Annotated in this window: 22 protein-coding genes and 1 tRNA gene; 18 read left to right on the forward strand and 5 right to left on the reverse strand. The window is 62.9% G+C overall.

Annotation, left to right across the window (positions count from 1 at the left end; all coding sequences use genetic code 11):
* Positions 1 to 23 precede the first annotated feature (23 nt).
* Complete coding sequence (hrpA, locus tag AOZ07_RS06520; protein WP_060701272.1) at positions 24 to 3,962, reverse strand: ATP-dependent RNA helicase HrpA; 3,939 nt, start codon at positions 3,960 to 3,962, stop codon at positions 24 to 26.
* Positions 3,963 to 4,360: 398 nt separating this feature from the next.
* Here hrpA and AOZ07_RS06525 point away from each other — a divergent pair, with 398 nt between their 5' ends.
* From AOZ07_RS06525 to AOZ07_RS06535, 3 genes are all read left to right on the forward strand, one after another.
* A complete protein-coding gene (locus AOZ07_RS06525) occupies positions 4,361 to 5,356 on the forward strand; it encodes an ABC transporter substrate-binding protein (RefSeq protein ID WP_060701273.1) in 996 nt (331 codons plus the stop codon).
* 99 nt (positions 5,357 to 5,455) lie between these two features.
* Positions 5,456 to 6,376 carry an ABC transporter permease gene (locus AOZ07_RS06530; protein WP_060701274.1) on the forward strand — a complete coding sequence of 307 codons (921 nt, stop codon included), beginning with the start codon at positions 5,456 to 5,458 and terminating at the stop codon, positions 6,374 to 6,376.
* A complete protein-coding gene (locus AOZ07_RS06535) occupies positions 6,369 to 7,160 on the forward strand; it encodes an ABC transporter ATP-binding protein (protein ID WP_060701275.1) in 792 nt (263 codons plus the stop codon). The genes AOZ07_RS06530 and AOZ07_RS06535 overlap by 8 nt, the downstream gene beginning before the upstream one ends.
* A gap of 61 nt (positions 7,161 to 7,221) precedes the next feature.
* On the opposite strand, the gene AOZ07_RS06540 is transcribed toward AOZ07_RS06535, so the two are convergent.
* From AOZ07_RS06540 to AOZ07_RS06555, 4 genes are all read right to left on the reverse strand, one after another.
* Positions 7,222 to 7,722: a GNAT family N-acetyltransferase gene (locus tag AOZ07_RS06540; RefSeq protein WP_060701276.1), complete on the reverse strand. Its 501-nt coding sequence runs from the start codon at positions 7,720 to 7,722 to the stop codon at positions 7,222 to 7,224.
* 10 nt (positions 7,723 to 7,732) lie between these two features.
* Complete coding sequence (locus AOZ07_RS06545) at positions 7,733 to 8,236, reverse strand: hypothetical protein (protein WP_194943819.1); 504 nt, start codon at positions 8,234 to 8,236, stop codon at positions 7,733 to 7,735.
* Between the two features lie 97 nt (positions 8,237 to 8,333).
* Positions 8,334 to 9,056, reverse strand: a complete 723-nt coding sequence (locus AOZ07_RS06550; RefSeq protein WP_060701278.1) for a VIT1/CCC1 transporter family protein — start codon at positions 9,054 to 9,056, stop codon at positions 8,334 to 8,336.
* Positions 9,057 to 9,177: 121 nt separating this feature from the next.
* Positions 9,178 to 9,253, reverse strand: a tRNA-Arg gene (locus AOZ07_RS06555).
* A gap of 167 nt (positions 9,254 to 9,420) precedes the next feature.
* Between AOZ07_RS06555 and argS the strand changes: the two genes are divergently transcribed.
* The 15 genes from argS to AOZ07_RS06630 all read left to right on the forward strand — a co-directional run bounded on the left by argS (position 9,421) and on the right by AOZ07_RS06630 (position 25,921).
* On the forward strand, positions 9,421 to 11,064 hold the full coding sequence (gene argS, locus AOZ07_RS06560; protein ID WP_060701279.1) for an arginine--tRNA ligase: 1,644 nt from the start codon (positions 9,421 to 9,423) through the stop codon (positions 11,062 to 11,064).
* Positions 11,065 to 11,071: 7 nt separating this feature from the next.
* The gene (lysA, locus tag AOZ07_RS06565) at positions 11,072 to 12,493 is read left to right on the forward strand and encodes a diaminopimelate decarboxylase (protein ID WP_060701280.1); all 1,422 of its coding nucleotides are present in this window, start codon (positions 11,072 to 11,074) and stop codon (positions 12,491 to 12,493) included.
* Entirely contained in the window at positions 12,494 to 13,780 is a 1,287-nt protein-coding gene (locus tag AOZ07_RS06570; RefSeq protein ID WP_060701281.1) for a homoserine dehydrogenase, read from the forward strand.
* 1 nt (position 13,781) lies between these two features.
* Positions 13,782 to 14,882: a threonine synthase gene (gene thrC, locus AOZ07_RS06575; protein WP_060701282.1), complete on the forward strand. Its 1,101-nt coding sequence runs from the start codon at positions 13,782 to 13,784 to the stop codon at positions 14,880 to 14,882.
* A 129-nt stretch (positions 14,883 to 15,011) separates the two neighbouring features.
* Entirely contained in the window at positions 15,012 to 15,944 is a 933-nt protein-coding gene (gene thrB, locus AOZ07_RS06580) for a homoserine kinase (RefSeq protein WP_060701283.1), read from the forward strand.
* A 336-nt stretch (positions 15,945 to 16,280) separates the two neighbouring features.
* The gene (rho, locus tag AOZ07_RS06585; protein WP_060701284.1) at positions 16,281 to 18,539 is read left to right on the forward strand and encodes a transcription termination factor Rho; all 2,259 of its coding nucleotides are present in this window, start codon (positions 16,281 to 16,283) and stop codon (positions 18,537 to 18,539) included.
* Between the two features lie 163 nt (positions 18,540 to 18,702).
* A complete protein-coding gene (gene prfA, locus AOZ07_RS06590; RefSeq protein ID WP_060701285.1) occupies positions 18,703 to 19,776 on the forward strand; it encodes a peptide chain release factor 1 in 1,074 nt (357 codons plus the stop codon).
* Between the two features lie 7 nt (positions 19,777 to 19,783).
* On the forward strand, positions 19,784 to 20,674 hold the full coding sequence (gene prmC / locus AOZ07_RS06595) for a peptide chain release factor N(5)-glutamine methyltransferase (RefSeq protein WP_060701286.1): 891 nt from the start codon (positions 19,784 to 19,786) through the stop codon (positions 20,672 to 20,674).
* Between the two features lie 12 nt (positions 20,675 to 20,686).
* Positions 20,687 to 21,370 (forward strand): L-threonylcarbamoyladenylate synthase, encoded by a 684-nt coding sequence (locus AOZ07_RS06600; protein ID WP_060701287.1) that lies wholly within the window; start codon positions 20,687 to 20,689, stop codon positions 21,368 to 21,370.
* A complete protein-coding gene (locus tag AOZ07_RS06605; RefSeq protein WP_060701288.1) occupies positions 21,367 to 22,485 on the forward strand; it encodes an MraY family glycosyltransferase in 1,119 nt (372 codons plus the stop codon). The genes AOZ07_RS06600 and AOZ07_RS06605 overlap by 4 nt, the downstream gene beginning before the upstream one ends.
* Before the next feature lie 166 nt (positions 22,486 to 22,651).
* Complete coding sequence (locus tag AOZ07_RS06610; protein WP_060701289.1) at positions 22,652 to 23,086, forward strand: hypothetical protein; 435 nt, start codon at positions 22,652 to 22,654, stop codon at positions 23,084 to 23,086.
* 286 nt (positions 23,087 to 23,372) lie between these two features.
* Positions 23,373 to 24,164 (forward strand): F0F1 ATP synthase subunit A, encoded by a 792-nt coding sequence (gene atpB / locus AOZ07_RS06615; RefSeq protein ID WP_084793160.1) that lies wholly within the window; start codon positions 23,373 to 23,375, stop codon positions 24,162 to 24,164.
* Between the two features lie 97 nt (positions 24,165 to 24,261).
* The gene (locus AOZ07_RS06620; RefSeq protein ID WP_028268761.1) at positions 24,262 to 24,474 is read left to right on the forward strand and encodes an ATP synthase subunit C; all 213 of its coding nucleotides are present in this window, start codon (positions 24,262 to 24,264) and stop codon (positions 24,472 to 24,474) included.
* 80 nt (positions 24,475 to 24,554) lie between these two features.
* Positions 24,555 to 25,109: a F0F1 ATP synthase subunit B gene (locus AOZ07_RS06625; protein ID WP_060701291.1), complete on the forward strand. Its 555-nt coding sequence runs from the start codon at positions 24,555 to 24,557 to the stop codon at positions 25,107 to 25,109.
* The gene (locus tag AOZ07_RS06630; protein ID WP_060701292.1) at positions 25,109 to 25,921 is read left to right on the forward strand and encodes a F0F1 ATP synthase subunit delta; all 813 of its coding nucleotides are present in this window, start codon (positions 25,109 to 25,111) and stop codon (positions 25,919 to 25,921) included. The genes AOZ07_RS06625 and AOZ07_RS06630 overlap by 1 nt, the downstream gene beginning before the upstream one ends.
* Positions 25,922 to 25,957 lie beyond the last annotated feature (36 nt).

Raw genomic sequence — 25,957 nt, forward strand, 5'->3', positions numbered from 1 at the left:
GGCGTGGCCGGCAACCCCGCACGCTACAGCTGCGCCAGCCCGTCCTTCATCGCCTTGCGGATGCGCTTTTCGCTCACCGAATAGGCCGTCCCCAGCTCCTGGGCAAAGAGCGAGATGCGCATTTCCTCCAGCATCCACTTCACCTGCGCCAGCAGCGCCGGGACGCGCGCGCCCTGCGGCACCTTCTCCAGCGCGTTGTCGTACTCGTCTTCGAGCTTCTGGATGATCACCAGCGCCTGCGAGTCGCGGGTGACAGCGCCGGCGCGCAGCTTCTCCAGGCGCTTTTCGACGCCGGCCACATAGCGCGGCAGGCGCATCAGATTCGCCGCTCCCGTGGCGGCGATGAACCCCGGATAAATCAGCTGCTCCAGCTGCGAACGGATATCGGTGACCGCCGCGAACATGGCCAGGGACTTGGTGCTCTTCAAATCCTTGTTGATGCGGGTGGAGGCGCCGAACACCTTGGCCACGATCGCGGTGATCGTGAAGATGGTGTCGATCTGCTCGGCTCGCACCGCTTCAAAGAGGGCCTCGAAGCCTGCCCGGTTCATCGGCAGCGACTCGGGAACCAGCTGATCGACCGCGGCCATGGTGCAGTCGGCGATCAATTTGTCGATCGAGCCATGCGGGTTCTGCGTGAAGACCAGCTTCTCCGCGTTGTTCAGGTGCGAGATCACGAATTTTGCCGCTGGCGGCAGGCGCAGCATCAGCAATCGGATCACGCCGGAGCGGTGGGCGGCATCGCGCTCGGCTTCGCTGCGGAAGACCGTCAAGTCCACGGTGCTGCCGTTATCGTCCAGCCCCGGGTAGGCGGTGATTTGCTGGCCCATCACGGTGGTGGTCACCTTGGCCGGCAGGGTATCGCCCAGGGTCTGGCCCGAGGACTCCAGCTGCGGCCAGGTCTCCAGGGCCTTCTGGTCCCAGGCGCCGGTGGCCGCCGAAGCCTGGGGCTTCTTGCGCTGGCTGGCAGCAGCCACGGGCTTGCCGGGCTTGCCGGGTTTCCCGGCACCGGGGGAGTTGACCCCGCTGGCCAGGGCGGTCCGGTTGGCGGCGGCGAATTTGTACTGCAGGGCGGCCAGGTCATCGCCCTGGCCGAGCACCTTGCCCGAAGCGTCGGTGATGGTGAAGCCAAAGCGCAGGTGCGGCGGCAGCGTGGCGAAGTCGAAGACCGCCGGGTCGACCACCATGCCGCGCAGCCGGCGCAATACCAGCGCCAGGGATTCGGCCAGATCGTCGGCGGACGGATCGAAGTCGGTGTTGAGCATTTCAAGCGCCTTGGCCGCCACATCCGGGGCGGGCACGAAGTTCTTGCGAATCGACTTGGGCATGGAGCGGATCAGCGCGGTGATCAGCTCGTGGCGCAGGCCAGGGATCAGCCAGGCGAATCGCGCCGGATCCAGCTGGTTCAAGAACACCACCGGAACGCTGAGCGACACGCCGTCGCCCTCGGAGCCGGCGGCGGCAGGGTTGTATTCGTAGCTCAGCGGCAGGTGGATGGAACCAAGCTGCCAGGTGGTCGGGAACAGCGTTTCGTCCAGTTCCCCGCCGTCGGCCAGCAGGGCTTCGGGATCAAAGTCCAGCAGCGCCGGATCGGTGGCCCGGGCCTTCTTCCACCAGCGGTCGAAGTGCCGCTCGGAATAAACCTGGGCGCCGACCCGGGCGTCGTAGAACGCGAAGAGGTCATCGTCGCTGATCCGCAAATCATGCCGGCGCATGCGGGTTTCGAGCTCTTCCACCTCTTCGAGCAGCGCCTGGTTCTTGGCGAAGAACTTGTGGTGGGTCCGCCAATCGCCCTCGACCAGCGCGTGGCGGATGAACAGCTCGCGCGCCAGGAGAGGATCAACGCGCCAGTAGTGGAACTGGCGGCGGGGAATGATCGGCAGGCCAAAGAGGGTGACCTTCTCATAGCCCATCACCGATCCGGTGCGCTTGGACCAGTGCGGTTCGGAGTGCGTGCGCTTGAGCAGATGCGGGGCCACTTCTTCCACCCATTCGGGCGCGATGGCCGCATTCACCCGGGCCCAGAGCCGCGAAGTTTCCACCAGCTCGGCGGACATGACCCAGGTGGGGGACTTCTTGAACAGCCCCGATCCGGGGAAGATCGCAAAACGGGTGCCGCGCGCGCCCAGGTAATCGCGCTTGCGCTCATCGTAGAGGCCGATATGCCCCAGCAGCCCGGCCAGCAGCGACTTGTGGACCTGGTCCTCATTGCCCGCCGGATCGATCGGCGCGGCCGCCACGGTAATGCCCAGCGGCTTGGCCAATTGGCGCAGCTGGGTGAACAGATCCTGCCATTCGCGAACGCGCAGGTAGTTGATGAATTCGGACTTGCACAACCTGCGGAAGGCCGAGGAGGACAGCTGCTTTTGCTGTTCCTGCAGGTAGGCCCACAGGTTCAGCAGCGCGATGAAATCGGACTTCTCGTCGGCGAAGCGCTTGTGCATTTGAACCGCGCGCTCGCGCTGCCCGGTCTCCTCGCTGGGGCGCTCGCGCGGGTCCTGGATGCTTAGCCCGGCGGCCAGCACCATGAGCTCCTTGGCGACGCCGCGATCCGCGGACTCCACGATCATTCGGCCCAGGCGCACATCCAGCGGCAACTGGGCCAGCTTGCGCCCGATATCGGTGAGCTTGGCGGCCTTGGTGGATTCCAGGGCGCCGAGCTCGCGCAGGAGGTTCACGCCATCGGTGATGGCGCGGGCTTCGGGCGGCTGCACAAAGGGGAACTGGGCCACCTCGGTGGCGGAGGAGACCACGCCCATGGAGATCATCTGCAGGATCACGCTGGCCAGGTTGGTGCGCAGGATTTCCGGGTCGGTGAATTCGGGGCGCGCCTGGTAGTCGGGCTCGGAGTACAGGCGGATCGCGATGCCCTCGGAGACACGGCCGCAACGCCCCGATCGCTGGTTGGCGCTGGCCTGCGAAACACGCTCGATCGGCAACCGCTGCACCTTGGTGCGGTGCGAGTAGCGCGAGATGCGGGCGGTGCCGGTATCGATCACGTACTTGATGCCCGGCACGGTCAGCGAGGTTTCGGCCACGTTGGTGGCCAGGATGATGCGCGGGGCGCCGCCCGGGTGGAAGACCCGGTGCTGCTCGGCCAGCGACAGCCGGGCGAACAGCGGCAGCACCTCGTAGCGCGGCATGCGCTTATTGGAGGCGACCAGGGCGCGCAGGGCCTCGGCGGCGTCGCGGATTTCGCGTTCCCCGGAGAAGAAGATCAGGATGTCGCCCGGGGCTTCGCGGGACAGCTCCTTGACCGCGTCGGTGACCGCATCGAGCGGGTCGCGCTCTTCTTCCAGGGAATTCTCGTCGGCGTTCTCGGCGTCCAGCTCGGCTTCGGCCTGCAGTGGCCGGTAGCGCAGTTCTACCGGGAAGGTGCGCCCGGAGACCTCGATGATCGGGGCCGGTTCAATCTCGCCCGATGGCAGCGGCGTCCCGAAGTGCGCGGCAAATCGTTCCGGGTCGATGGTGGCCGAAGTGATGATGATCTTCAGCTCGGGGCGCCGGGGCATGATCTGCTTGAGGTATCCGAGCAGGAAGTCGATATTCAGGCTGCGCTCGTGGGCCTCGTCGATGATGATTGCCGAATATTTTTTCAGCAGGCGGTCGCGCTGGATTTCGGCCAGCAGGATGCCGTCGGTCATGACCTTCAGCTTGGTATTGCGCGATACCTCGCCGGTGAAGCGCACGTGGAAGCCGACTTCGTCACCGATCTGCGTGCCCATTTCCTCGGCAATGCGCTCGGCGACGGTGCGCGCGGCGAGGCGCCGGGGCTGGGTGTGCCCGATCATGCCCTGCTCGGCCAGGCCGAGCTCGATGAGCATTTTGGGCAGCTGGGTGGTTTTGCCCGAACCGGTTTCGCCGGCAATGACTACTACCTGGTTCTCGCGCACTGCCTTGAGGATGTCTGCGCGACGGGATGAGACCGGGAGGGCTTCGGGATACGTAATGCTAAGCGCCATGATGTTCCCATTCTATTCGCGCCACGCGCATTCGTGGTGGCCGCCGGGCCGAAGCCCGGGTCGACACCAAAAATGCTCCTTGGGCAGTGGTGCGCCAAGAGTCAAATTTTCAGATTGTCCAAGCAATTGTCGACAACTTAAGGCCGAGAAATACAAAACTTCCAGATACTGGCGCAATCCGGATCATTTGTGTCCACTAGAATCCAGATCAAGATGCAAACGTCTGGGAATCGACCTTGATCATAGTCAAGGTGAGGTCGTTCACATGTAAGATCGAGGGTAATCATCGACGTGTTGCCTGGACGGTTCCCGCATGCTGCGCAGCTGTTGCGCTTCATAACCGGGCATCCGCGCTATCGGTGGGATTCACTCGCAAGGGAACTTTGAAAGGAACTTCAATGAAGAGCTTCACCGCCATGAAATTCGCTGCAATTGCAGCAGCTGGTGCACTGGCCTTGACCGCTTGTGGCGGCAGTGGCGACGGGGGCGCTGCTGCTGGCGGCGATGACGCCGTCAAGATCGGCATTTCCCAGTTCGTCTCGCACCCTTCGCTTGACGCTGTAGTTACCGGTTTCAAGGCTGGCATGGAAGAAGCCGGCTACACCGGCGACAAGATCGAATACGACATGAACAACGCCGAAACCGATCAGGCAACCAACACCTCGATCGCCGGCAAGCTCGCTGCCGATTCGGATATCGACCTGGTTTTGGCAGTTGCCACCCCTTCGGCCCAGGCTGCAGCGCAGGCGATCACCAACGTTCCAGTGCTCTTCTCCGCGGTCACCGACCCGGTAGATGCCAAGCTGGTAGCCTCCAGCGAAGCGCCCGGCGCCAACGTCACCGGCACCTCGGACATGAACCCGGTCGACGAGCAGCTGCAGCTGCTCAAGGACCTGGTGCCGGACGCCAAGAAGGTCGGAATCGTCTACTCCTCGGGTGAAGCCAACTCGGCTGTCCAGGTGAAGATGGCTGAGGAAGCGGCCAAGTCCCTGGGCCTGACCATCGAGAAGGCCGCAGTATCGGCATCGAGCGAAGTCCAGCAGGCTGCCAGCTCGCTGGATGTGGATGCATACTACGTGCCAACCGATAACGCAGTGGTTTCCGCTCTGGAAGGCCTGCTGCAGGTCGCCGAGAAGAACAACGTCCCGGTGATCTCCGCTGATGGCGAGTCCGTCAAGCGCGGCGCCACGGCAACCTACGGAATCAACTACGAGAAGCTGGGCGAGCAGACCGCCGCCATGGCCGTGAAGATCCTCAAGGGCGAAGCCGAACCGGCAACCCTGCCAGTGGAGAACATCTCCGAGGTTGATCTCTACCTGAATGAAAAGGCCGCCAAGAAGGTCGGCGTTGAATTCACCGATGAGATGAAGAAGGAAGCCGTCGAGGTTTACTAAACCCCGGCAACAACTTACCGACGCAAGGCGGGGCGCATAACCTGATGCCTCGCCTTTCGTCGTGACTACTCGCAAAACTTACAACTCAAGGATCCACACATGATCACAGCGGTTGAACTCGGCCTGATTTACGCCATCATGGCGCTCGGGGTGTACCTGACCTTCCGTATCCTGGACTTTCCCGACCTGACTGTCGATGGCAGCTTCACCACCGGTGCCGCCGTTGCCTCGGTCGGCATCGTGAACGGGATGAACCCATGGCTGGCCACGGTGCTGGCCTTCTTCGCCGGCATGGTTGCCGGTGTCATCACCGGCCTGCTGCATACCAAGGGCAAGATTGATGGCCTGCTCGCCGGTATTTTGACCATGATCGCACTGTACTCGATTAACCTGCGCATCATGGGCAAGGCCAATACGCCGCTGCTCGGGGAACAGACCCTGATCAGCCCGATGCGTGCCTCGGGCATCCTCGGATCCTGGGCATCGGTCGCGATTTTCTTCGCCGTGTGCCTGGCATTTGTTGCGGTGATCGTCTGGTTCCTGCACACCGAATTGGGCATGGCCATGCGCGCCACCGGCGACAACCAGGAAATGATCCGCTCCTTCGGCGTGAGCACCGACAACCAGAAAATCCTGGGACTGGCGCTGTCCAATGGCCTGGTGGCGCTGTCCGGCGCGGTCATCGCCCAGTACCAGGGCTTCGCCGATATCGGCATGGGCATTGGCCTGATCCTGATCGGCTTGGCTTCGGTCATCGTCGGCCAGGCCATCTTCACCCAGCGCTACATCTGGCTCGCTGCCATCGCCGTGGTCTTCGGCGCGGTGATCTACCGCCTGGTCATCCAGCTGGCACTCTCGGCCGGCCTGCAGGTCAACGACATGAAGCTGATTTCCGCGGTGCTCGTGGTGGTCGCACTGCTGCTGCCGAAGTGGAAGGGCTTCCAGAAGATCATCAAGACCTTCACGAAGCGCCCGCAACCCGTTACCGAATCCAAGGAAGAGGTTCGCACCAATGCTTGAAATCAAGAACCTGTCGCGTACGTTCTTCCCCGGAACCGTGAACGAGCGCAAGGCACTGCGCAACATCAATCTGAACCTGGCTGACGGCGAATTCGTCACCGTTATCGGCTCCAATGGCGCTGGCAAGTCCACGGTGCTGAATATGGTGGCAGGCAAGCTGCAGCCGGATGCCGGCTCGGTAGCCATCGGCGGCAAGAATGTCACCAAGCTGGCCGACTACCAGCGCGCCAAATACATCGGCCGCGTTTTCCAGGACCCGATGGCCGGAACCGCCCCGACCATGTCCATCGAGGAGAACATGGCCCTGGCCTACGCCCGCGGGCGTTTCCGCGGCCTGGGCCTGGGTGTGGGAGCCAAGCGCCGGGAACTGTTTGTCGAGGAGCTCAAGAGCCTGGAACTCGGGCTGGAAAAGCGCCTGAAGACCAAGGTGGGGCTGCTCTCCGGCGGCCAGCGCCAGGCGCTGAGCCTGCTCATGGCGACGTTCTCCAAGCCGAAGATCCTGCTGCTTGATGAGCACACCGCCGCCCTGGATCCGCAGCGTGCGGCGCTGGTCTCGCGCTTGACCAAGGAAATTGTGGAACGCCACCAGCTGACCACCCTGATGGTCACGCACAATATGGAACAGGCGCTCGCCCTGGGCACCCGCTTGATCATGATGCACGATGGGCAGATCATCCTGGATTTGAACCAGGAGGAGAAGTCCAAGATGACCGTCAAGGACCTGCTCGACGAGTTCGGGAAGATCAAGGGCGCACAGCTCGACGACAAGACCATGCTCCAGTAATTACAGCGAACAGCTGCAAGGGCTTTGCCTGACCCTCGAGGTCGGCAAAGCCCTTGCTGCGTTAACCAGGTTCTCGGCTCAGCTTCTTTCGCAATAGGAACTCGATTCGACCCGAGGTTTCATCAATGAGTTCCTGGCCAGTGTGCTGGTATCCGCAGGACAGGTACAGCTCGATCGCACGCGAATTATCGGCAATAACCCATAAGCGGAGTTCCACGTGACCGGCGCTCGCTGCATGGCGGTCCACCTCGGAAAGCAAAACTCGCGCAATGCCTTGGCCCCAGAAATCGGGCGCAACGGCGACGTAGTAAATTTCCAGATAGCCATCGTGGGGTGAGGCGATCGTAAATCCTGCCGGAACTCCGTCCTTGGATGCCATCACGAGCCTGGCTTCCGGCAGCGCCAAGCGACGTTGAACTCCAGCAAGCGCTTGGCTGCCGTCTGTTGGCGTGGGCTTGTGATCGCGCTGCGCGGCAGCTTGCGCCCAGATTCTCGCAGCATGGTCAATGCATTGCGAATCCTGCCGCATCGCTTCCATAAAGGTGAGCGATGAGTCGTCCATGCACATGGTGCTAATTCCTCAGATCCAAGGTGCAGGAATGGCCGGTCTTAAGGCCCTCCGCGATAAAATCCAGGACCAAATGCCTGGCTTCTTGCGGGGGAGCGGGGGCGTAGATCCACGTGGCTTCCCAAGGCGATTCAAGCGAGGCTGTTTCACCACCGACCCACATGTATTCCGTGCCCAAATCGTCTGTCACTTCAGCTTCGATGCGCTCGAAAAATTTAGCACTCGGCAGTGGCGGTGCACTTCCGGCGATGCTTGCTCCACGCTCTTCGAGCTGAGCCTTCCAGGCCTCTTTCTTGCTGCTGAAGTCCGCGTCGAGTTGGCGGGTCATTTCATTGGGCACAGCGCGCAGCGTGAACTCGAAACTCGAAGTGAACCCGACATCGCAGTCTTCGTATTCAAGGTGCCAAGGCGGGAGGCCCGTGCTTAGATTGAGCCCGGCAAAAGAAACATCAACGCCTTGGTGGACGGCGACGATTAGATCGTGCGGAGCTGATTCCATGCGTGCCATGGCATCAGACTACACAGCGAGTCATCGAAGATACCCTTCGTTAAAGGGACGCGCCGTGTCTGCCTGGCCACCAAGCGAAGCGGCACGTGCGTTTGCTCTAGATCATTCCGCTGGAGCCGAGCAGTGAGCCAACAAAGAACGTCGCGGCCAGGGCCAGCGCGCCACCGATAACCAGCCGGAGCGCTGAGACCCGTTTGGAGCTTCCACCGATGTAGGCGCCGAGCGTTCCTGTGAGCGCCAGGGCAACAAGCACCGCGGCAAAGGTCACGGGAATGCGGATCTGTTGCGGTGGCAGCATGATGGCAAGCATGGGCAATATCGCGCCAACCACGAAAGCCGCGGCGGAAGCATAGGCCGCATGCCAGGGGTTGGCCTCTTCTTCTTCGTCGATATTCAGCTCTGCCGACAAATGGGCTGCCAGCGGATCGTGTGCGGTCAGTTCGGTGGCCACCTGCATCGCGGTTTGCCGGCTCAGCCCCTTCGCCTGGTAGATGCCGGCAAGCTCAGCGAGTTCTGCCTCTGGATCTTCGGCGAGCTCTTGGCGTTCCTTCTCCACCAGGGCGCGCTGGGAATCCCGCTGGCTGCTGACCGAAACATACTCGCCCAGCGCCATGGAGATGGCACCGCCGATCACCGCGGCCATTCCGGCAATGAAGATCGGGGCTGACTGGTTGGTGACTCCTGCTACGCCTACGACGGTCGCCGCCACCGAGACAATGCCGTCGTTGGCGCCGAGCACCCCGGCACGCAGCCAGTTGAGGCGTTCGGCGAAATTCAGGTCATGAGGTTCGCCGGGATGGGCATTAGCTGATTGGCTCATGCCCCAAGATAAGCACCAGGCGTACGATCAGCGCTAGTTCTTGCTCGCCACGGGATGGGGAAAACGGCGATCCGGGAATAAAAAAATTGCAGGCCCGGATGAACCAGGACCTGCAATTTGCTGGTGCCCCTGAAAGGAATCGAACCTTCGACCTTCTGCTCCGGAGGCAGACGCTCTATCCACTGAGCTACAGAGGCGTGTTGCTGGGCAACAGAAGAAATACTATCAGGTGGTGTGCTGATCTGCGCAATTCAAGCAGCCAGGTTGTGCTGTGTTGCAAAAGTCACCGAACCCGGCAAGCCTCACAGCCTTGGGGGAGTCATGAATGCTGAATATGCGGTGCAATTACCGGTATTCTTGAACGGTGACTCCTGAAGAACTCTCCGCAGCAATATCCGCATGCCTCACCGAAGCCGTCGCCGCTGGTGAAATCTCCGTTGAGGTTCCAGACACCGTGCGTGTCGACCGTCCCAAGAGCCGTGAGCACGGTGACTGGGCAACCAACATCGCGCTGCAGCTGGGCAAGAAGGCCGGCATGGCCCCGCGCGACTTCGCGCAGATCCTTGCCCGACGCCTTGCCGAGGTTCCAGGAGTCGGTGCCGTGGACATCGCAGGCCCTGGCTTTTTGAACATTACCCTCGAAGCTGGCGCGGCCGGCGAGCTGGCCCGCACCATCGTCGACGCCGGTGCAGCCTATGGCAGCAACCAGGCCCTGGCCGGCCACGTGGTCAACATGGAGTTCGTTTCGGCGAACCCGACCGGTCCGCTGCACATCGGCCACACCCGCTGGGCTGCCCTGGGCGATGCGATCTCGCGCGTCCTGCGCGCTTCGGGCGCCTCGGTCACCAGCGAGTACTACATCAACGACGCCGGCAACCAGATGAACGTCTTTGCCCGCTCGGTCTACAACCGCATCCACGGCCTGCCGGTTCCCGAGGGCGGCTACCCAGGCGAATACATCAAGGAACTGGGCGATATCGTCCTGGCCCAGAACCCGCAATTGGGCGAACTGGAAGAAGCCGAAGCCATCCCGGCGCTGCGCGATGCCGCCTACAAGGCGCAGCTGGCAGACATCAAGTCGACCCTGGCCGACTTCGGCGTCAGCTTCGACGTGTACTTCTCCGAGACCGCCCTGCACGAAGGCGGGGCCGTGGCCGATGCCGTAGCCCGCCTGCGCGAACAGGGCCACATCTTCGATTTGGAGGGCGCCGTCTGGCTGCGCACCACCGACTTCGGCGATGACAAGGACCGCGTGCTGATCCGCGCCAATGGCGAGCCGACCTACTTCGCTGCCGACGCCGCCTACTACCTGTCCAAGAAGGACCGCGGCTTCGAAGAGAAGATCTACCTGCTGGGAGCCGACCACCACGGCTACGTCAACCGTCTCAAGGCCATTGCCGCCTGCGCGGGGGATGACAAGGAAAAGAACATCGAGGTGCTGATCGGCCAGCTGATCAGCGTTAACGGCGCCAAGCTCTCCAAGCGCGCCGGCAACATCATCGAGCTGCGCGATTTGATCAACTGGATCGGTGCCGACGCGCTGCGCTACTCGCTGGCCCGCTTCCCGGCTGATTCGCCGATCGCGCTGGACCCGGAGCAGCTGAAGAAGAACTCCAACGACAACCCGGTGTTCTACGTGCAGTATGCCCACGCCCGCTCGGCTGCCGCGGCCCGCAATGCCGCCGCCAAGGGAGTGACCCGCGACGAGTTCGATGCCGCGCTGCTCACCGACCCAACCGAAAACGAGCTGCTGGCAGTGCTCGGCCAGTTCCCCTCGGTGGTCGCAGGCGCCGCTGAATTCCGCGAACCGCACCGCATTGCCCGCTACCTGGAGCAGGTCGCCGGCGCCTACCACTCCTGGTACGCCGCAACCCGCATCACCCCGGTGGCTGAGGACGAGGCGATCGCACCAGTTCACAGCACCCGCCTGTGGCTGAACGACGCCGCCACCACCGTCTTGGCAAATGGATTGGAACTGCTGGGCGTTTCCGCCCCAGAGAGGATGTAAATAGCCGATGGCCGTATCGCCGCTAGCCCCGCAATGGCTGCAATTCCCCGAAAACATCAACGCGCTTCGCCAGATCGAATGGGCTTCGGGGGTTTCCCGCGAAGCTAGCGGCGAACTGTCCGTCCAGGGCATCACTGCCAGCGCGCTCGCCGAAGAATTCGGCACGCCGCTGTTTGTGCTCGACGAGAACGACTTCCGCGCCCGTGCCCGCGGTTTCAAGACCGCCTTCGACCAGGCGTTCAAGGAGTTGTGCGGGGCAGTAGACGTCTACTACGCCGGCAAGGCCTTTGTCTGCACCGAGGTGGCCCGCTGGGTGACCGATGAGGGGCTGCGCCTGGACACCTGCTCCGGCGGCGAATTGGCGGTGGCCCAGGCCGCCGGCGTTCCCGCGGCGAATCTCTCGCTGCACGGAAACAACAAGTCCGCCGCGGAGATCACCCGGGCCATCACCATGGGCGTCGGGCGCATCGTCATTGATTCGCTCGACGAGCTCGAACGCGTCATCACCCTGGCCGGCTCCCTGGGCCGCACCGCGGAAGTGATGCTGCGCATCACCCCGGGAGTGCACGCCTCGACCCATGAGGCGATCGCCACCGCCCATGAGGACCAGAAATTCGGGCTGTCGATCCTGGCCGATGCCACCGGCACCTCGCCGGCATTGCGCGCGGTGGCTCGTGCCATCGAGGCAAAGAACGTGAACCTGCTGGGCCTGCACGCCCACATCGGTTCGCAGATCTTCGAGGCCGAGGGCTTCGCCATGGTCGCGCGCACCATGCTGGGCTTGCTCGCGCAGATCCGCGAGATCCACCAGGTGGCGCTGCCCGAGCTGGATCTGGGTGGCGGCTACGGCATCGCCTACACTTCCGAGGACCACCCCTCCACCCCTGCGAAGCTGGCCAGCCAGATGGCCGAGGTCGTTGCCGCGACCTGCCAGGAACTGGCGCTGGACTGCCCGCGCATCTCGATCGAGCCGGGCCGCGCCATTGCCGGCCCAACCACCTTCACCCTCTACGAGGCCGGAGTCCGCAAGGACGTCCAGGTGGAAGACGCCAGCGGAGAGCTGTTCCCGCGCCGCTACATTTCGGTGGATGGCGGCATGAGCGACAACCCGCGCCCGGTGCTCTATGACGCGCAATACACCGCCGTGCTCGCTGGCCGTATGACGCAAAGCGACGCAATTATTTCTCGCGTAGTTGGGAAACATTGCGAGTCAGGTGACATAGTCGTGAAGGACGTTTACCTGCCCGAAGACGTGGCCGCTGGCGACTTGCTCGCGGTTCCGGCCACCGGCGCCTACTGCTGGGCCCTGTCGAGCAACTACAACTACCTCACCCGCCCCGCGGTGGTAGCGGTACGCGATGGCCAAGCCCGCCTGATCGTGCGCAGGGAAACCGAAGACGACTTGCTAGCCCGCGACATGGGAGTTTAATTGAGCGGCGAAAAGAACCTGAAGGTAGCCCTGCTGGGTTGCGGCACGGTCGGAGCCCAGGTGGCCCGGATCCTGCTGGAAGACGCAAATGAATTGGCATCCCGCTCGGGTGCCGGACTGCAGCTGATCGGCATTGCGGTGCGCAACCTGGAGACCAAGCGTGATGTGGACTTGCCCAAGGAGCTTTTCACCACCGATGCGCTGGCACTGATCGAACAGGCCGATGTGGTCATCGAGCTGCTCGGCGGGCTGGACCCGGCCGGGCAGTACATCGCCGCCGCCCTGTCCAAGGGCGCCAGCGTGGTCACCGGCAACAAGGCGCTGATCGCGCTCAAGGGCGCCGAGCTGAACGAGGTGGCCGCAGGCAGCGGCGCCCAGCTGCGCTATGAGGCCGCCGTGGCCGGGGCCATCCCGATCCTTCGCCCGATCGCCGATTCGCTGGCTGGGGACCACATCACCAAGGTGATGGGCATCGTCAACGGCACCACCAACTTCATCCTGGACGCCATGGACACCACCGGCGCTGCCTTTGGCGACGTGCTGGCCGAAGCCCAGGCGCTGGGATACGCCGAAGCCGATCCGACCGCCGACGTGGGAGGGCACGATGCCGCGGCCAAGGCCGCCATCCTCGCCTCGCTGGCTTTCCACACCAGCATCTCCTCGGAACAGGTTTCCACCGAAGGCATCACCGAGGTCACCGCCGAGGATGTGGCCGCCGCTGCCGAGGCCGGCTACGTGATCAAGCTGCTGGCCATCGCCGAACAGGGCGACGCAGGCATTTCGGTGCGTGTCTACCCGGCGCTGATCCGCCGCGGCCACCCGCTGGCCACCGTTCACGGGGCCTTCAACGCGGTCTTCGTCGAAGCCGAAAACGCCGGGGACCTGATGTTCTACGGCGCCGGGGCCGGAGGCAATGCCACCGCCAGCGCCGTGATGGGCGACGTGGTCGCCGTGGCACGGCAGATCGCCGCCGGCGCGCCGCTGCCCAACGGCTCGGTGCACCAGCGCCCGCGGATGCTGGATTTCGACGCGATCACCACCCGCTACTGGATCGGCCTGTCGGTCAAGGACCAGTCCGGGGTGCTCGCGGCTATCGCCACCGTTTTTGGCGAGCATGGCGTGTCGATCCAGTCGATGAGCCAGCAGGGCGACGCGCACTCCGGCGCGCAGCTGCGCATTCTCACCCACCAGGGCACCGAATCGGCCCTGGCCAGCACCGTCGAAGCACTCAAGGCCTTGGACGCGGTGCATTCAGTACTATCCGTTATGCGAGTTGAAGGAAACTAACGTGGCTCACCAGTGGCGCGGAGTAATCCGCGAATATGCCGAACGCCTGCCAGTCGACGAGAACACCAAGGTCATCACCCTGGGCGAGGGTGGAACCCCGTTGGTCTACGCCCCGGCCCTGTCGGCTCACACCGGCAACGAGGTGTACCTCAAGGTCGAGGGCATGAACCCGACCGGATCCTTCAAGGACCGCGGCATGACCATGGCGATGACCGCCGCGGTCGCCGCCGGCGCCAAGGCCGTGGTCTGCGCTTCCACCGGCAACACCTCCGCCTCGGCCGCGGCCTACGCCACCCAGGCCGGCCTGAAGTGCGCGGTGCTGGTGCCGGACGGCAAGATCTCCATGGGCAAGCTCTCCCAGGCCATCGCCCACGGCGCGGACATCATCCAGATCGACGGCAACTTCGACAACTGCCTTGAAGTGGCCCGCAAGCTGAGCGAAAACTACCCGGTGTTCCTGGTCAATTCCGTGAACCCGGCCCGCATCCAGGGCCAGAAGACCGGCGCCTTCGAGGTCGTCGACTTCCTGGGCGACGCTCCGGACTACCACCTGCTGCCAGTGGGCAACGCGGGCAACATCACCGCCTACTGGAAGGGCTACAAGGAGTACTCCTCGGCGTGGACCAACGAGGCGGGCAAGGAACTGGAACCGGTTTCGACCAAGAACCCGATCATGTGGGGCTTCCAGGCCGCCGGCGCCGCGCCGATCGTGGCCGGGCACCCGATCACCGAACCCGACACCATCGCCACCGCCATCCGCATCGGCAACCCTGCCTCCTGGGAACAGGCCGAGGCGGCCCGCGACGAGTCCGGCGGGCAGATCGACTCGGTGACCGATGAGCAGATCCTCGAAGCGCACCGCTGGCTCTCGGCCCGCGAAGGCGTATTCGTGGAGCCAGCTTCGGCCGCCGGCGTGGCCGGACTGCTCAAGCACCACGCCGCAGGCAACGTGCCCACCGGCAAGAAGATCGTCATCACCGTCACCGGCCACGGACTGAAGGACCCGGACTGGGCCCTGAAGCAGGCCGATGGCTCCGAGGTCGCGCCGAAGAAGGTGGCCTTCGACGTGGTCGAGGTCGCCGGCGCACTGGGCCTGGCCTAGAACCTTCTGCCGGGAAGCCCCGGCACCACACGGCCCGCCGCGCGCAGAAGCGATCCCGCTGGGATCAGCCGTCAGCCGCGGCGGGCCGTGGTCCATTAACCCTTGACCTGTTCTGACACTGAAGGAACCATGACTGCGCAGATCGCCCTCGGCCAGCACCTGATCGTTTGCCCGCCCGCCACCTCCGCCAACCTTGGCCCGGGCTTTGACTCGCTGGGCCTGGCCCTGGAATACCGGGACCGCCTGGAAGTGCGCACCGCCCAGTCCAGCAGCGTGCAGATTGACGGCGAGGGTGCCGGCGAGCTGCCGACTGATGAATCGCACCTGATCATCAAGGAAATGCGCCGCTACTGGGCCAAGGCAGGATTTGAAGCGGCCGGGGTGCAGCTGATCGCCCACAACCGCATTCCGCACGCCCGCGGCATGGGCTCTTCGGCGGCGGCCATTGTTGCCGCCTACGCCGCGGCCGACGCGCTGCTGCCCGAAGGATCGCGCGGCGGCACCGAAGCGGTCTTCCAGGCCGCCGCCCAGTGGGAAGGCCACCCCGATAATGTGGCACCGGCTGTTTTTGGCGGCCTGAGCATTTCCTCCACCAGCGCCGATGGCAGCTTCAGCTCGGTGCAGGTTCCCTTGCACCAGGATTTGCGCGCGGTGCTGGCCATCCCCTCCAACGGGCTGTCCACCGAGGTGGCCCGCGGCGCCCTGCCCGCCCAGGTGGACCACTCCATCGCCGCCGCCAACAGCGCGAGCGCTGCGCTGCTGATTCATGCCTTGAGCAACGACCCGTCGGTGCTGCTGGCCGGCACCAAGGACTATCTGCACCAGGACTACCGCGCGGCATCCATGCCGCAGAGCGCCGCGCTGATCGCAACGCTGCGCGAGGCCGGACTGGCCGCGGTGGTTTCCGGGGCCGGGCCAACCGTGCTGACCTTGGTGGCCGGCGACGCGCAGGTGGCCGAAGTGCTGGCCAGGATTGACGAATTTTCTGCCCATTCCACGGTGTCGTGGCGTGCGGAAGTTCCCACGCTGGCCGCCAACGGTGTTACAGTAGAAGTGCTGTAGCACTATGGCAGGCCGGATTGCTGGGTCGTTACCCGGTTCAAATCCCTTTTGGCCAGTGTTGCTGCGGATAAGTTCGGTTCTTGAACCCCATTTTGTCCGTCCAGCCGTTCCGGATCTTCCTGCCGTTCACAGCACCTTTGATATCCCACATTCATGCACAGCCTCGTGCCGTCGAGATATCAGTTTCCTCATATTCCACCGCAGTTTAGTGTCCTGAACCCTGGGCTCGCTCGGTGGAGCGTGGAGCAACCATGAAATCTTCGGCTGCTGCACAACATTTACGGCACAGTGGGCCTGCCTAGAAGCGGCCCATCCTACGAGTCAGAAGGAACTTTCGTGACCGAAACCACGAGCCTCAACGAAGGCGTGGACACCAAGACTTCCGAAACCAAGAGCGCCGGTCTGGCCTCTTTGAAGATGACCCAGCTCCAGCAGCTGGCTTCGCAGCTGGGCATTACCGGCGGATCGCGAATGCGCAAAGCCGACCTGGTCAAGGCCATCGGCGATCACCAGCGCGGCGGCTCCGTTGCCGCCAAGGACGCCAAGGCCGCCAAGGCTGACACCGAAACAGCGGCAGCTCCAGCCGAGCAGCCAAAGGAAACCAAAGCCCGCTCCCGCCGCGCACCGAAGGCAGAAGCCAAGGTCGAGGCCGATGCAGCGCCTGAGGCACAGCCAGCCGCCGAGCCAGCTGCCGCCGAGCAGAAGCCAGTGCGCACCCGCCGCCCATCGCGCCGCGTGACCGACTCGGGCAAGGCCCCGGTCGCCGCCGAAGCGAAGACCGAGGCGCCGGAAGCTGCCAGCGAAACCGAAGCAGCCCCAGCAGAGCAGAAGGCTCCGCGCCAGCGCCGCAACTCCAAGGCCAAGGCAGAAGCCGCCGCCGAGCAGCCAGCAGCGAACGCCGAGCCAAAGGCCGAGGCCGCTGAAGGCAACGGCGAAGCCCGCGAGGAGCGCCGCGAGCGCAACAACAACCGCCGCGATCGCAACAACCGCCGTGAGCGCAACAACGACCGCGCCGAGCGCAATGACCGCGGCGAAGGCGGCGAGCCGGAGAACAACGGCGAGGCCCGCGAGGAGCGCCGCGAGCGCGGCAACCGCCGCGAGCGCAACAACGACCGTGCCGAGCGCAATGACCGCGGCGAAGCCGGCGAGCCGGAGAACAACGGCGAGGCCCGCGAGGAGCGCCGTGAACGCGGCAACCGCCGCGAGCGCAACAACGACCGTGCAGAGCGCAACAACGAGCGCACCGAGTCCAGCGAGACCGAGGGCGGCGAAGAGCGCAACGAGCGCAATAACGACCGCAACGATCGCAATAACCGCCGCGAGCGCAACAACGATCGCAATGATCGCAATAACCGCCGCGAGCGCAACAACGACCGCAATGAGCGCAACAACGATCGCAATAACCGCAACCGCCGCAACCGCCGTGATGACGACGAGCCGCAGCTGAGCGAAGACGATGTCGTGTTGCCGGTCGCCGGCATCCTGGACGTGCTGGAGAACTACGCGTTCGTCCGCACCTCCGGCTACCTGCCAGGCCCCAACGACGTGTACGTCACCCTGGGCCAGGTCAAGAAGTACAACCTGCGCAAGGGCGATGCCATTGTCGGCGCCATCCGCCAGCCGCGCGAGGGCGAGACCCCGAACCCGCGCCAGAAGTTCAACGCCCTGGTGCAGCTGACTTCGGTCAACGGCAAGAAGCCGGAAGACAACCGCGAGCGCGTGGAGTTCAACAAGCTCGTTCCGCTGTACCCAACCGAGCGCCTGCGCCTGGAAACCGATCCGAAGCTGGTCGGCCCGCGTGTCATCGACCTGGTGGCCCCGATCGGCAAGGGCCAGCGCGGCCTGATCGTTTCGCCTCCGAAGGCCGGCAAGACCCTGATCCTGCAGGCCATCGCGAACGCGATCACCATCAACAACCCAGAAGTGCACCTGATGATGGTTCTGGTGGACGAGCGTCCCGAAGAAGTCACCGACATGCAGCGCACCGTCAAGGGCGAGGTTATTGCCTCGACCTTCGACCGCCCGGCCGATGACCACACCACGGTGGCCGAGCTGGCCATCGAGCGCGCCAAGCGCCTGGTGGAAATGGGCATGGATGTTGTGGTCCTGCTGGACTCGATGACCCGCCTGGGCCGCGCCTACAACCTCTCGGCTCCGGCCTCGGGCCGCATCCTCTCCGGTGGTGTGGATTCCGCTGCGCTGTACCCGCCAAAGCGCTTCTTCGGTGCTGCCCGCAACATCGAAAATGGCGGTTCGCTGACCATCCTTGCCACCGCACTGGTGGAGACCGGGTCCAAGATGGACGAGGTCATCTTCGAGGAATTCAAGGGCACCGGCAACATGGAACTGCGCCTCTCGCGCCAGCTGGCAGAGAAGCGCATCTTCCCGGCCGTCGACGTCAACGCGTCGAGCACCCGCCGCGAAGAGCAGCTGATGAGTGCCGAAGAGGTGCGCATCATGTGGCGCCTGCGCCGCATGCTCTCGGGCATCGATCCGCAGCAGGCACTGGAAGTGCTCACCGGCAAGATCCGCGAAACCGGATCCAACGCAGAATTCTTGATGCTGGTCAACAAGACCACCCCGAACAAGGATTAGCGCCCCTGCCCGCCATGGCGTCCAGCCAGCCTGCCTCACCGGCAGCTGGCTGGACGCCATCGGCGCGTAGTGACCAGAAAACCAACTAGAATTTATTCCCAGCAGCCCGCAGCGCCGATCCGGCCCGGCTGCGCGGACACCGCCGACAAGGAAGCACACCACCATGTTCGAATCCGTCAAGACGCTACTAGAAGAGCATGCACAGATCCAGGCGCAGCTCTCGGATCCGGCGGTGTACGCCGACCAGGCGCTGGCCCGCAAGCTCGGACGCCGCTCCGCCCAGCTCAACGGCATCGTCGAAGCCTACAACCGCTGGCACAGCGCCACCGAGGATCTGGAAGCTGCCCGCGAAATGGCAGATGAAGACCCGGATTTCGCCGAAGAGGTCGAGACCCTGAGCGCGGCACTGCCTGAATTGCAGGAAAAGCTGCGCCGCCTGCTGATTCCGCGCGACGAGAACGACGCCCGCGATGTGATCCTCGAGGTCAAGGGCGGCGAAGGCGGCGACGAGGCCGCGCTGTTCGCAGCCGACCTGCTGCGCATGTACACCCGCTACGCCGAGAACAAGGGCTGGAAGGTGGAGATGATCTCCTTCAACGAGTCCGACCTTGGCGGCTACAAGGACGCCCAGGTGGCCATCAAGGGCAAGTCGAACGACCCGGCTGAAGGCGTCTACGCCCAGCTGAAGTTCGAAGGCGGCGTGCACCGCGTGCAGCGCGTGCCGGTGACCGAATCCCAGGGGCGCATCCACACCTCGGCAGCCGGCGTCCTGGTGCTGCCAGAAGTCGACGAGCCAGAAGAAGTCGAGATCCACCAGAATGACCTGAAGATCGACGTCTACCGCTCCTCGGGCCCCGGCGGCCAGTCCGTGAACACCACCGACTCCGCGGTGCGCATCACCCACATGCCCACCGGCATCGTGGTGGCCATGCAGAACGAGAAGTCGCAGATCCAGAACCGCGAAGCCGCCATGCGCGTGCTGCGCTCGCGCCTGCTGGCCCACCAGCAGGAGATCATCGACCAGGAGAACTCGGCCCAGCGTGCCAGCCAGATCCGCACCATGGATCGTTCCGAGCGCATCCGCACCTACAACTACCCGGAAAACCGCATCGCGGATCACCGCACCGGGTACAAGGCCTACAACCTGGATGCCGTGATGGACGGCGACCTGCAGCCGGTGATCGAATCCTGCATCCAGATGGACGAGGAAGAGCGCCTGGCAGCGCTGGGCGAGTAATAGCGCCTTGGAAGAACTCTCAGCCGTTCGCCAGGCGGCGATTGCGGCGCTGGCCAGCGCCGGGGTGCCAAGCCCCGGCGTTGATGCCGACCTGCTGCTCTGCCACGTGCTGGGCATCAGCCGCTCGGAGCTCAAGATCCGCGAGCTGCGCGGCGATGTTTTCCAGGGCGACCAGCGCGAGCAATTCACCGCGCTGGTCGCCGCGCGCCGTACCCGCATTCCGCTGCAGCACCTGACCGGGGTAGCCCACTTCCGCTATCTTGAGCTGAAGGTCGGCCCCGGGGTCTTCACCCCGCGCCCGGAGACCGAATCCGTGGTGCAGCTGGGACTGGATTTTGTGGCCGCGCATCGAATCGATGCTCCTTCCTGCATCGATTTGTGCTCCGGCTCCGGGGCCATCGCTGCGGCGCTGGCCAGCGAGCTGCCAGGCTCCAGGGTCTGGGCGGTCGAGCTGTCCGCCGAGGCCATCGGCTATACCCGCGCCAATTGCCTGCCGCACCAGGTCACCGTCCTGCACCAGGATGCCACCAGCCTGCCTGGTGAATTCGACGGGTCCATGGACCTGGTGATTTCCAATCCTCCCTATATTCCGCCCAATGCGATTCCGCGCGAGGCGGAAGTCCGGGACCACGATCCGGATATGGCCCTCTATGGCCTGGGCGAGGACGGATTGCAGATTCCTCGGGCCATCAGCGCCCAAGCCATGAAGCTGCTGCGCCCCGGCGGATATTTTGTGATGGAGCACGCCGAGGTACAGCAGGATTCCGCCGCGGCGATGCTGCGCGAGGCCGGATTCGAGCGGGTGGCAGGCCACAAGGATTTGACCGGACGGGCCCGTGCCACCTCCGGCTACGCACCACACCGAGAAGCAGTACCACCTACGACCCACCGTGCATGAAAGAATGATCCCGTGAGCACAAGATTTTTGGTAAGCAACGAGCAAGAGCATGCAGCAGGAATCACCGCGGCCAAAGCCGCCTTGGCGGACAAGCGGTGCATCGTCTTGCCCACGGATACCGTCTACGGGATTGGGGCCGACGCTTTCAGCGCCCAGGGCGTAGCCATGCTGCTGGCAGCCAAGGGGCGCGGGCGCACCATGCCGCCACCGGTACTCATCGCGCAAACGGCCACCATGGATGGACTGGCCCGCGACATTCCTGATGCCGCGCGGAAACTGGCCGAGGCCTTCTGGCCTGGGGGACTGACCCTGATTTTGCAGGCCCAGCCGTCGCTGACCTGGGACCTTGGGGAGACCCGCGGCACCGTTGGGCTGCGTGTACCAAATGATGAGACTGCCTTGGAACTGCTGCGCGAAACCGGCCCGCTGGCTGTTTCCTCGGCCAACCGCACCGGCCAGCCCGCAGCCTTGGATGCCGATTCGGCCATGGAGCAGCTGGGCGAATCCGTTGACGTTTACCTTGATGGCGGTTCGCGCGGCGAGAATTCGGCCGATGCCCTGCCTTCGACCATCATCGACTGCACTGGCGAACACCTGAAGGTCGTTCGCTCGGGCGCGATTTCCATCGAGGAACTGCGCGTTGTCGTCCCCGAGGTGCTCGACCTGGGACAGGATGCCCCAGGCCAGCGCGCATGAGAATATACCTTCTTCTCATCGCCTTCAGCTTCACCGCCTCATATTTGCTGACCCCCATGGTCCGTTCGCTGGGCCAGCGGTACACCGCCAACCAGATGCTGCGCGAACGCGACCAGCATCAATCGCCCATCGTGAAATTTGGCGGCGTGGCCATCATCGCTTCCTTCGGCATGGGCATTTGGCTGGCGAGCAATTTCCACTTCTTCCGCGGAGTCTTCGGCGGCCAGGCAATCCAGGGCCTGAGCCTGGCGCTGCTGGTCATCCTGATCCTTGGCCTCGCCGATGACATGTTCGACCTGCGCTGGTGGATCAAGCTGATGGGGCAGATTCTCATCGGCTGGCTGATGGCGACCCACGGGGTGCTGATCCAGTCGCTGCCGGTGGGCTCGTGGCAGATCAGGGAACAATGGCTGCAGGTTGTTGTCACCATATTCCTGATTGTCCTGACCATGAACGCCATCAATTTCTCTGATGGCCTGGACGGCTTGGCAGCCGGCCTGGCAGCTATCGGCGCTGCCACCTTCTTCGTGTACTCCTACGTTCTGGCAACGCATGTGAGCGCCGATGACTATGCGAATCTCGGCGCCCTGCTGTGCGCCCTGTTGCTCGGCGCCTGCCTGGGCTTCCTGCCGCACAACTTCAATCCCGCGAACATCTTCATGGGGGAGACCGGGGTGCTGGCGATCGGCTTGATCCTTTCGGTGGCCGCGATCGCTGTCACCGGCGACGTGCAGGGACTCGAAGCCCGCCGGTTCCGCAATATCCCGGCCTACATGCCCATGCTTTTGCCGATGGTGATCGTATTCCTACCAGTACTGGACCTTGTACTCTCGGTCTTCCGCCGCCTGGCCAACAAGCGCTCACCCTTTTCACCGGACTCGAAGCACATCCACCACCGGATGCTGGCCCAAGGCCACTCGGTGCGCCGCGCGGTGATCCTGCTCTACCTGTGGGCCGCCGCGATCGCAGTTTCGGTGGTGTCCATTGCGTTCATTCCGGTGTTCCTGGTGATCCCCATGGCCCTGGTCCTCTTCTTGGCTGCGGCCATCGGAACGTGGTGGCCATTGGTCGTTCAGCGGGTTGGCGCTCTGCGCAAGCGCCTGGGGCATGATTAGCTTCACCAAATGGCCGAGTAATCCACAAGCAAAGTCTTTCTATCTCGTGTAGAATTCAGAGTAGATCTTCTTCCGGGAGCTCTTTTTGGGCGAGCGGAAGTTTCAAGTTTCATCAGCATCGTGGGTGCACGATGGTCCCTCGGATTGGCGAAGAAAGGTTGCGGACGTGGCTTCCAGTTCTGCCCGCATCAGCACTTCCTCAGCTCCGAACTCCATCTGGTTGCCGATTTTGGCTTTGTCACTGGTGTATTCGCTGATCGCAACAGCCGCATTTTTCCTGATTTCGTGGTTGTTCGCTGATCTTCGCTATGCACTGTCGGGCGCATTGGCGGCCGGGGTGGTTATTGGCTTCTTTGCCATTGGCATTCTGATCGCCGAAGCTGCAGGACGAATTCGCCGCTCGTGGGCCATGCCTGCGTTTTTGGGCGCATATGTCATCAAGGTTTTTGGTATCGCCTTCGTGTTGTTGAACCTGGGTTTGCCCGAATGGGTTAACCGGCAGGGATTCGTTCTTGCAGCAGCTATCTCACTCGTTGCCTGGCAGGTTGGCGAAGTTCGAGCCTTCATGAAGGCCCGGCTGGCAATCTACAACGAGGACTAGGGAGTACCGGCCGGCGAATGTGTCGGAAGGATGCTGTGAGTTTGATAAGCTTACTACGGGTCATTTTTAGCTGAACGCTGTAATGCGTGAGGCTGGATACATATGCGCTTGCGGGGAAACCTGCAGGTGGCACCTCATCAGGGTTGATGCCTCCGGCAACAGCTGTGGTGGGATCCCCGTTTGATCTTTTCTTCACACGGTGAGAGGCAGTTTCCGCCAGTCACCGCCTTTTGCCCGTGACCGTTACTGCAGAGAGGACAGCGCGTTGTTCGCGTTTGCGCTCCCAATGGCCTCAGAAGAAGGCGGCTTCATTCCGCCATCGGTGTCCGATACCCACCTCCCAGAGATTTTCCCTTGGGCAGCTGAGTACGGCACCGGTTTCGGCAAGCAGATGCTCATGATCGTTTTGTCGATCGCGCTCATCACTTGGTTCTTCACCATGGCCATCAAGAACCCGAAGCTGGTTCCAGGCAAGATGCAGTACATCGCTGAATCCGGTTACGCCTTCGTGCGTAACGGCATCGGCCGCGACATCATCGGCGAGAAGAACTTCCGCCCGTGGATTCCGCTGCTATTCGCGACTTTCTTCTTCGTACTGCTCAACAACCTCTTCGGCGCGATCCCGTTCTTGCAGCTTCCATCGTTCTCACACGCTGGTTCTGCATACGCGATGGCCATCATTATCTACGGCACCTGGATTGCTGTAGGCCTGAAGAACCACGGTATCCGCTTCTTCAAGCTGGCCGTCACCCCACCGGGTGTCAGCCCAGTGATGTTGATTCTGCTGGTGCCGTTGGAAATCATTTCTAACTTCATTGTCCGCCCGCTGACGCACTCGCTGCGTTTGATGGCAACGATGCTGGCAGGCCATATCATTGTGATGCTGGCTGCTTCAGGTGCACGCCACTTGATCGTCGTCCAGGACTCGCTGGCACTGAATGGTGTTGGTGTTCTGGTCATCGCAGGTTCCGTGGCTATGTACTTCCTGGAATTGTTGATCATGGTTCTGCAGGCGTTCGTGTTTACGCTGCTGACCGCGATCTACATCCAGGGTGCAATTGAAGCTGACGCCCACTAGGCCATTTCTTATTTACTAAATCCCAAATGTTCTTCCTTGAACGATTCAAGGAAAACCTCACAACCTACCGGCAAAAAGCCGGTATCTTGAAAGGAAAATTCGCATGAGCGGCTCCCTGAACATGATCGGCTACGGTCTGGCAGCAATTGGTTCGGCTATCGGCGTGGGCTTGATCTTCGCAGCGTACATCAACGGCGTTGCACGTCAGCCAGAAGCACAGCGCATCCTGCAGCCAATCGCAATGCTCGGCTTCGCACTTGCTGAAGCACTGGCCATCCTTGGCCTGGTTTTCGCCTTCGTTATCAAGTAAGTCCTTCCCGGCTGTAGTGGCCTCGCCACTATCGCGAGGCATACACACAAGTGGAAACTAATAGATAAGGAATGGTGAGAATGAATAGCACTGACTTCATCCTCGCTGCGGGCGAATCGGTCAACCCGCTGATGCCTAACCCGTGGGAAATTCTCGTCACGGGCGTTGGCTTCGCGGTCCTCCTTTTCATCGTCATCAAGGTCATTGCTCCGAAGTTTGAGCAGTCCTATGAAGATCGCGTCACCGCGATCGAAGGCGGTCTTGAAAAGGCCGAGGCAGCGCAGAAGGAAGCAGAGGAGACCTTGGCACAGTACAAGGCCCAGCTTCTGGAAGCACGCACCGAAGCAAACCGCATCCGCGAGGAAGCTCGCAGCGAAGGCGCTCAGATCCTTGAAGATCTGAAGACCAAAGCAACCGACGAGGCTACTCGCATCAGCGAGCAGGCTCAGCGCCAGATCCAGGCAGAGCGCGCAGCCGCTCTGTCCTCGCTTCGCACCGACGTGGGCACCTTGGCCACCGAGCTTGCAAGCAAGGTTGTTGACGAAGCTCTGAAGGACGATGCCCGTGCACAGCGCGTGGTTGATCAGTTCCTGAACGATTTGGAAGCTCAGCAGAACGCAGGTGCATCGAACTAATGGCAAGTGTATCGAGCGAGTCATTGGCAAAGGCCTTGGAGTTCCTGGAACCCAAGCTGGCACTGGCATCTATTGAGCTGCCAAAGGAACTGTTCGCGGTCCTGGAAGTACTGGATGCAAATGCCGGTCTTCGCCGAGCACTGACTGATCCAGCCCGTGAAGATGCCGAAAAGGCAGGCCTTTTGGCTCAGCTGCTGCACGGAAAGGTCTCGGCTGCCGCTGAGGACACCGTCGCCCAGCTGGCTTCAACCCGCTGGAGCTCGGAACGCGACATTAGCGATGCGCTCGAAACTCTGGCTGTCACCGCGGTTACCGCAGTGGCGGAACAGCAGGACGGCGCTTCAGGGCTGAACAAGCTGGAGCAGGATCTGTTCTCCTTCATCGAGGTGGTCCGTGGAAACCACGAACTGCAGCGTGCGTTGGATGATGCACAGGCCCCAGTTGAAGCTAAGCGCGCACTTGCGCTCAAGCTTGTGCCTAACGCGTCGCAGACCTCGCAGGTTTTGATCTCCCAGGCAGTTTCGAACCCACGCGGTTTGAAGCCTGCAACCCTGGTCGAACGCTTCGTTGAACTAGTCGCCAAGCGCCAGCAGCGCTGGATCGCTTCGGTGACCAGCACTGTGGAGCTTTCCGAGGCTCAGCGTTCGCGCCTGGAGACCAGCCTGAACAAGCTATACGGTCGTCAGCTCAAGCTCAACACCGCTATCGACCCATCGCTGGTCGGTGGACTGGTAGTAAAGGTTGGCGACGAAGTTGTCGACGCTTCCGTGGCATCGCGCGTGGCGGATTTGCGCCGCGCACTGGCTAGCTAGGACTTCTGCCAGGAGCTGGCTCCTGGCAGTTGTTCC

The organism is Glutamicibacter halophytocola (genome assembly GCF_001302565.1).
GTDB lineage: Bacteria > Actinomycetota > Actinomycetes > Actinomycetales > Micrococcaceae > Glutamicibacter > Glutamicibacter halophytocola.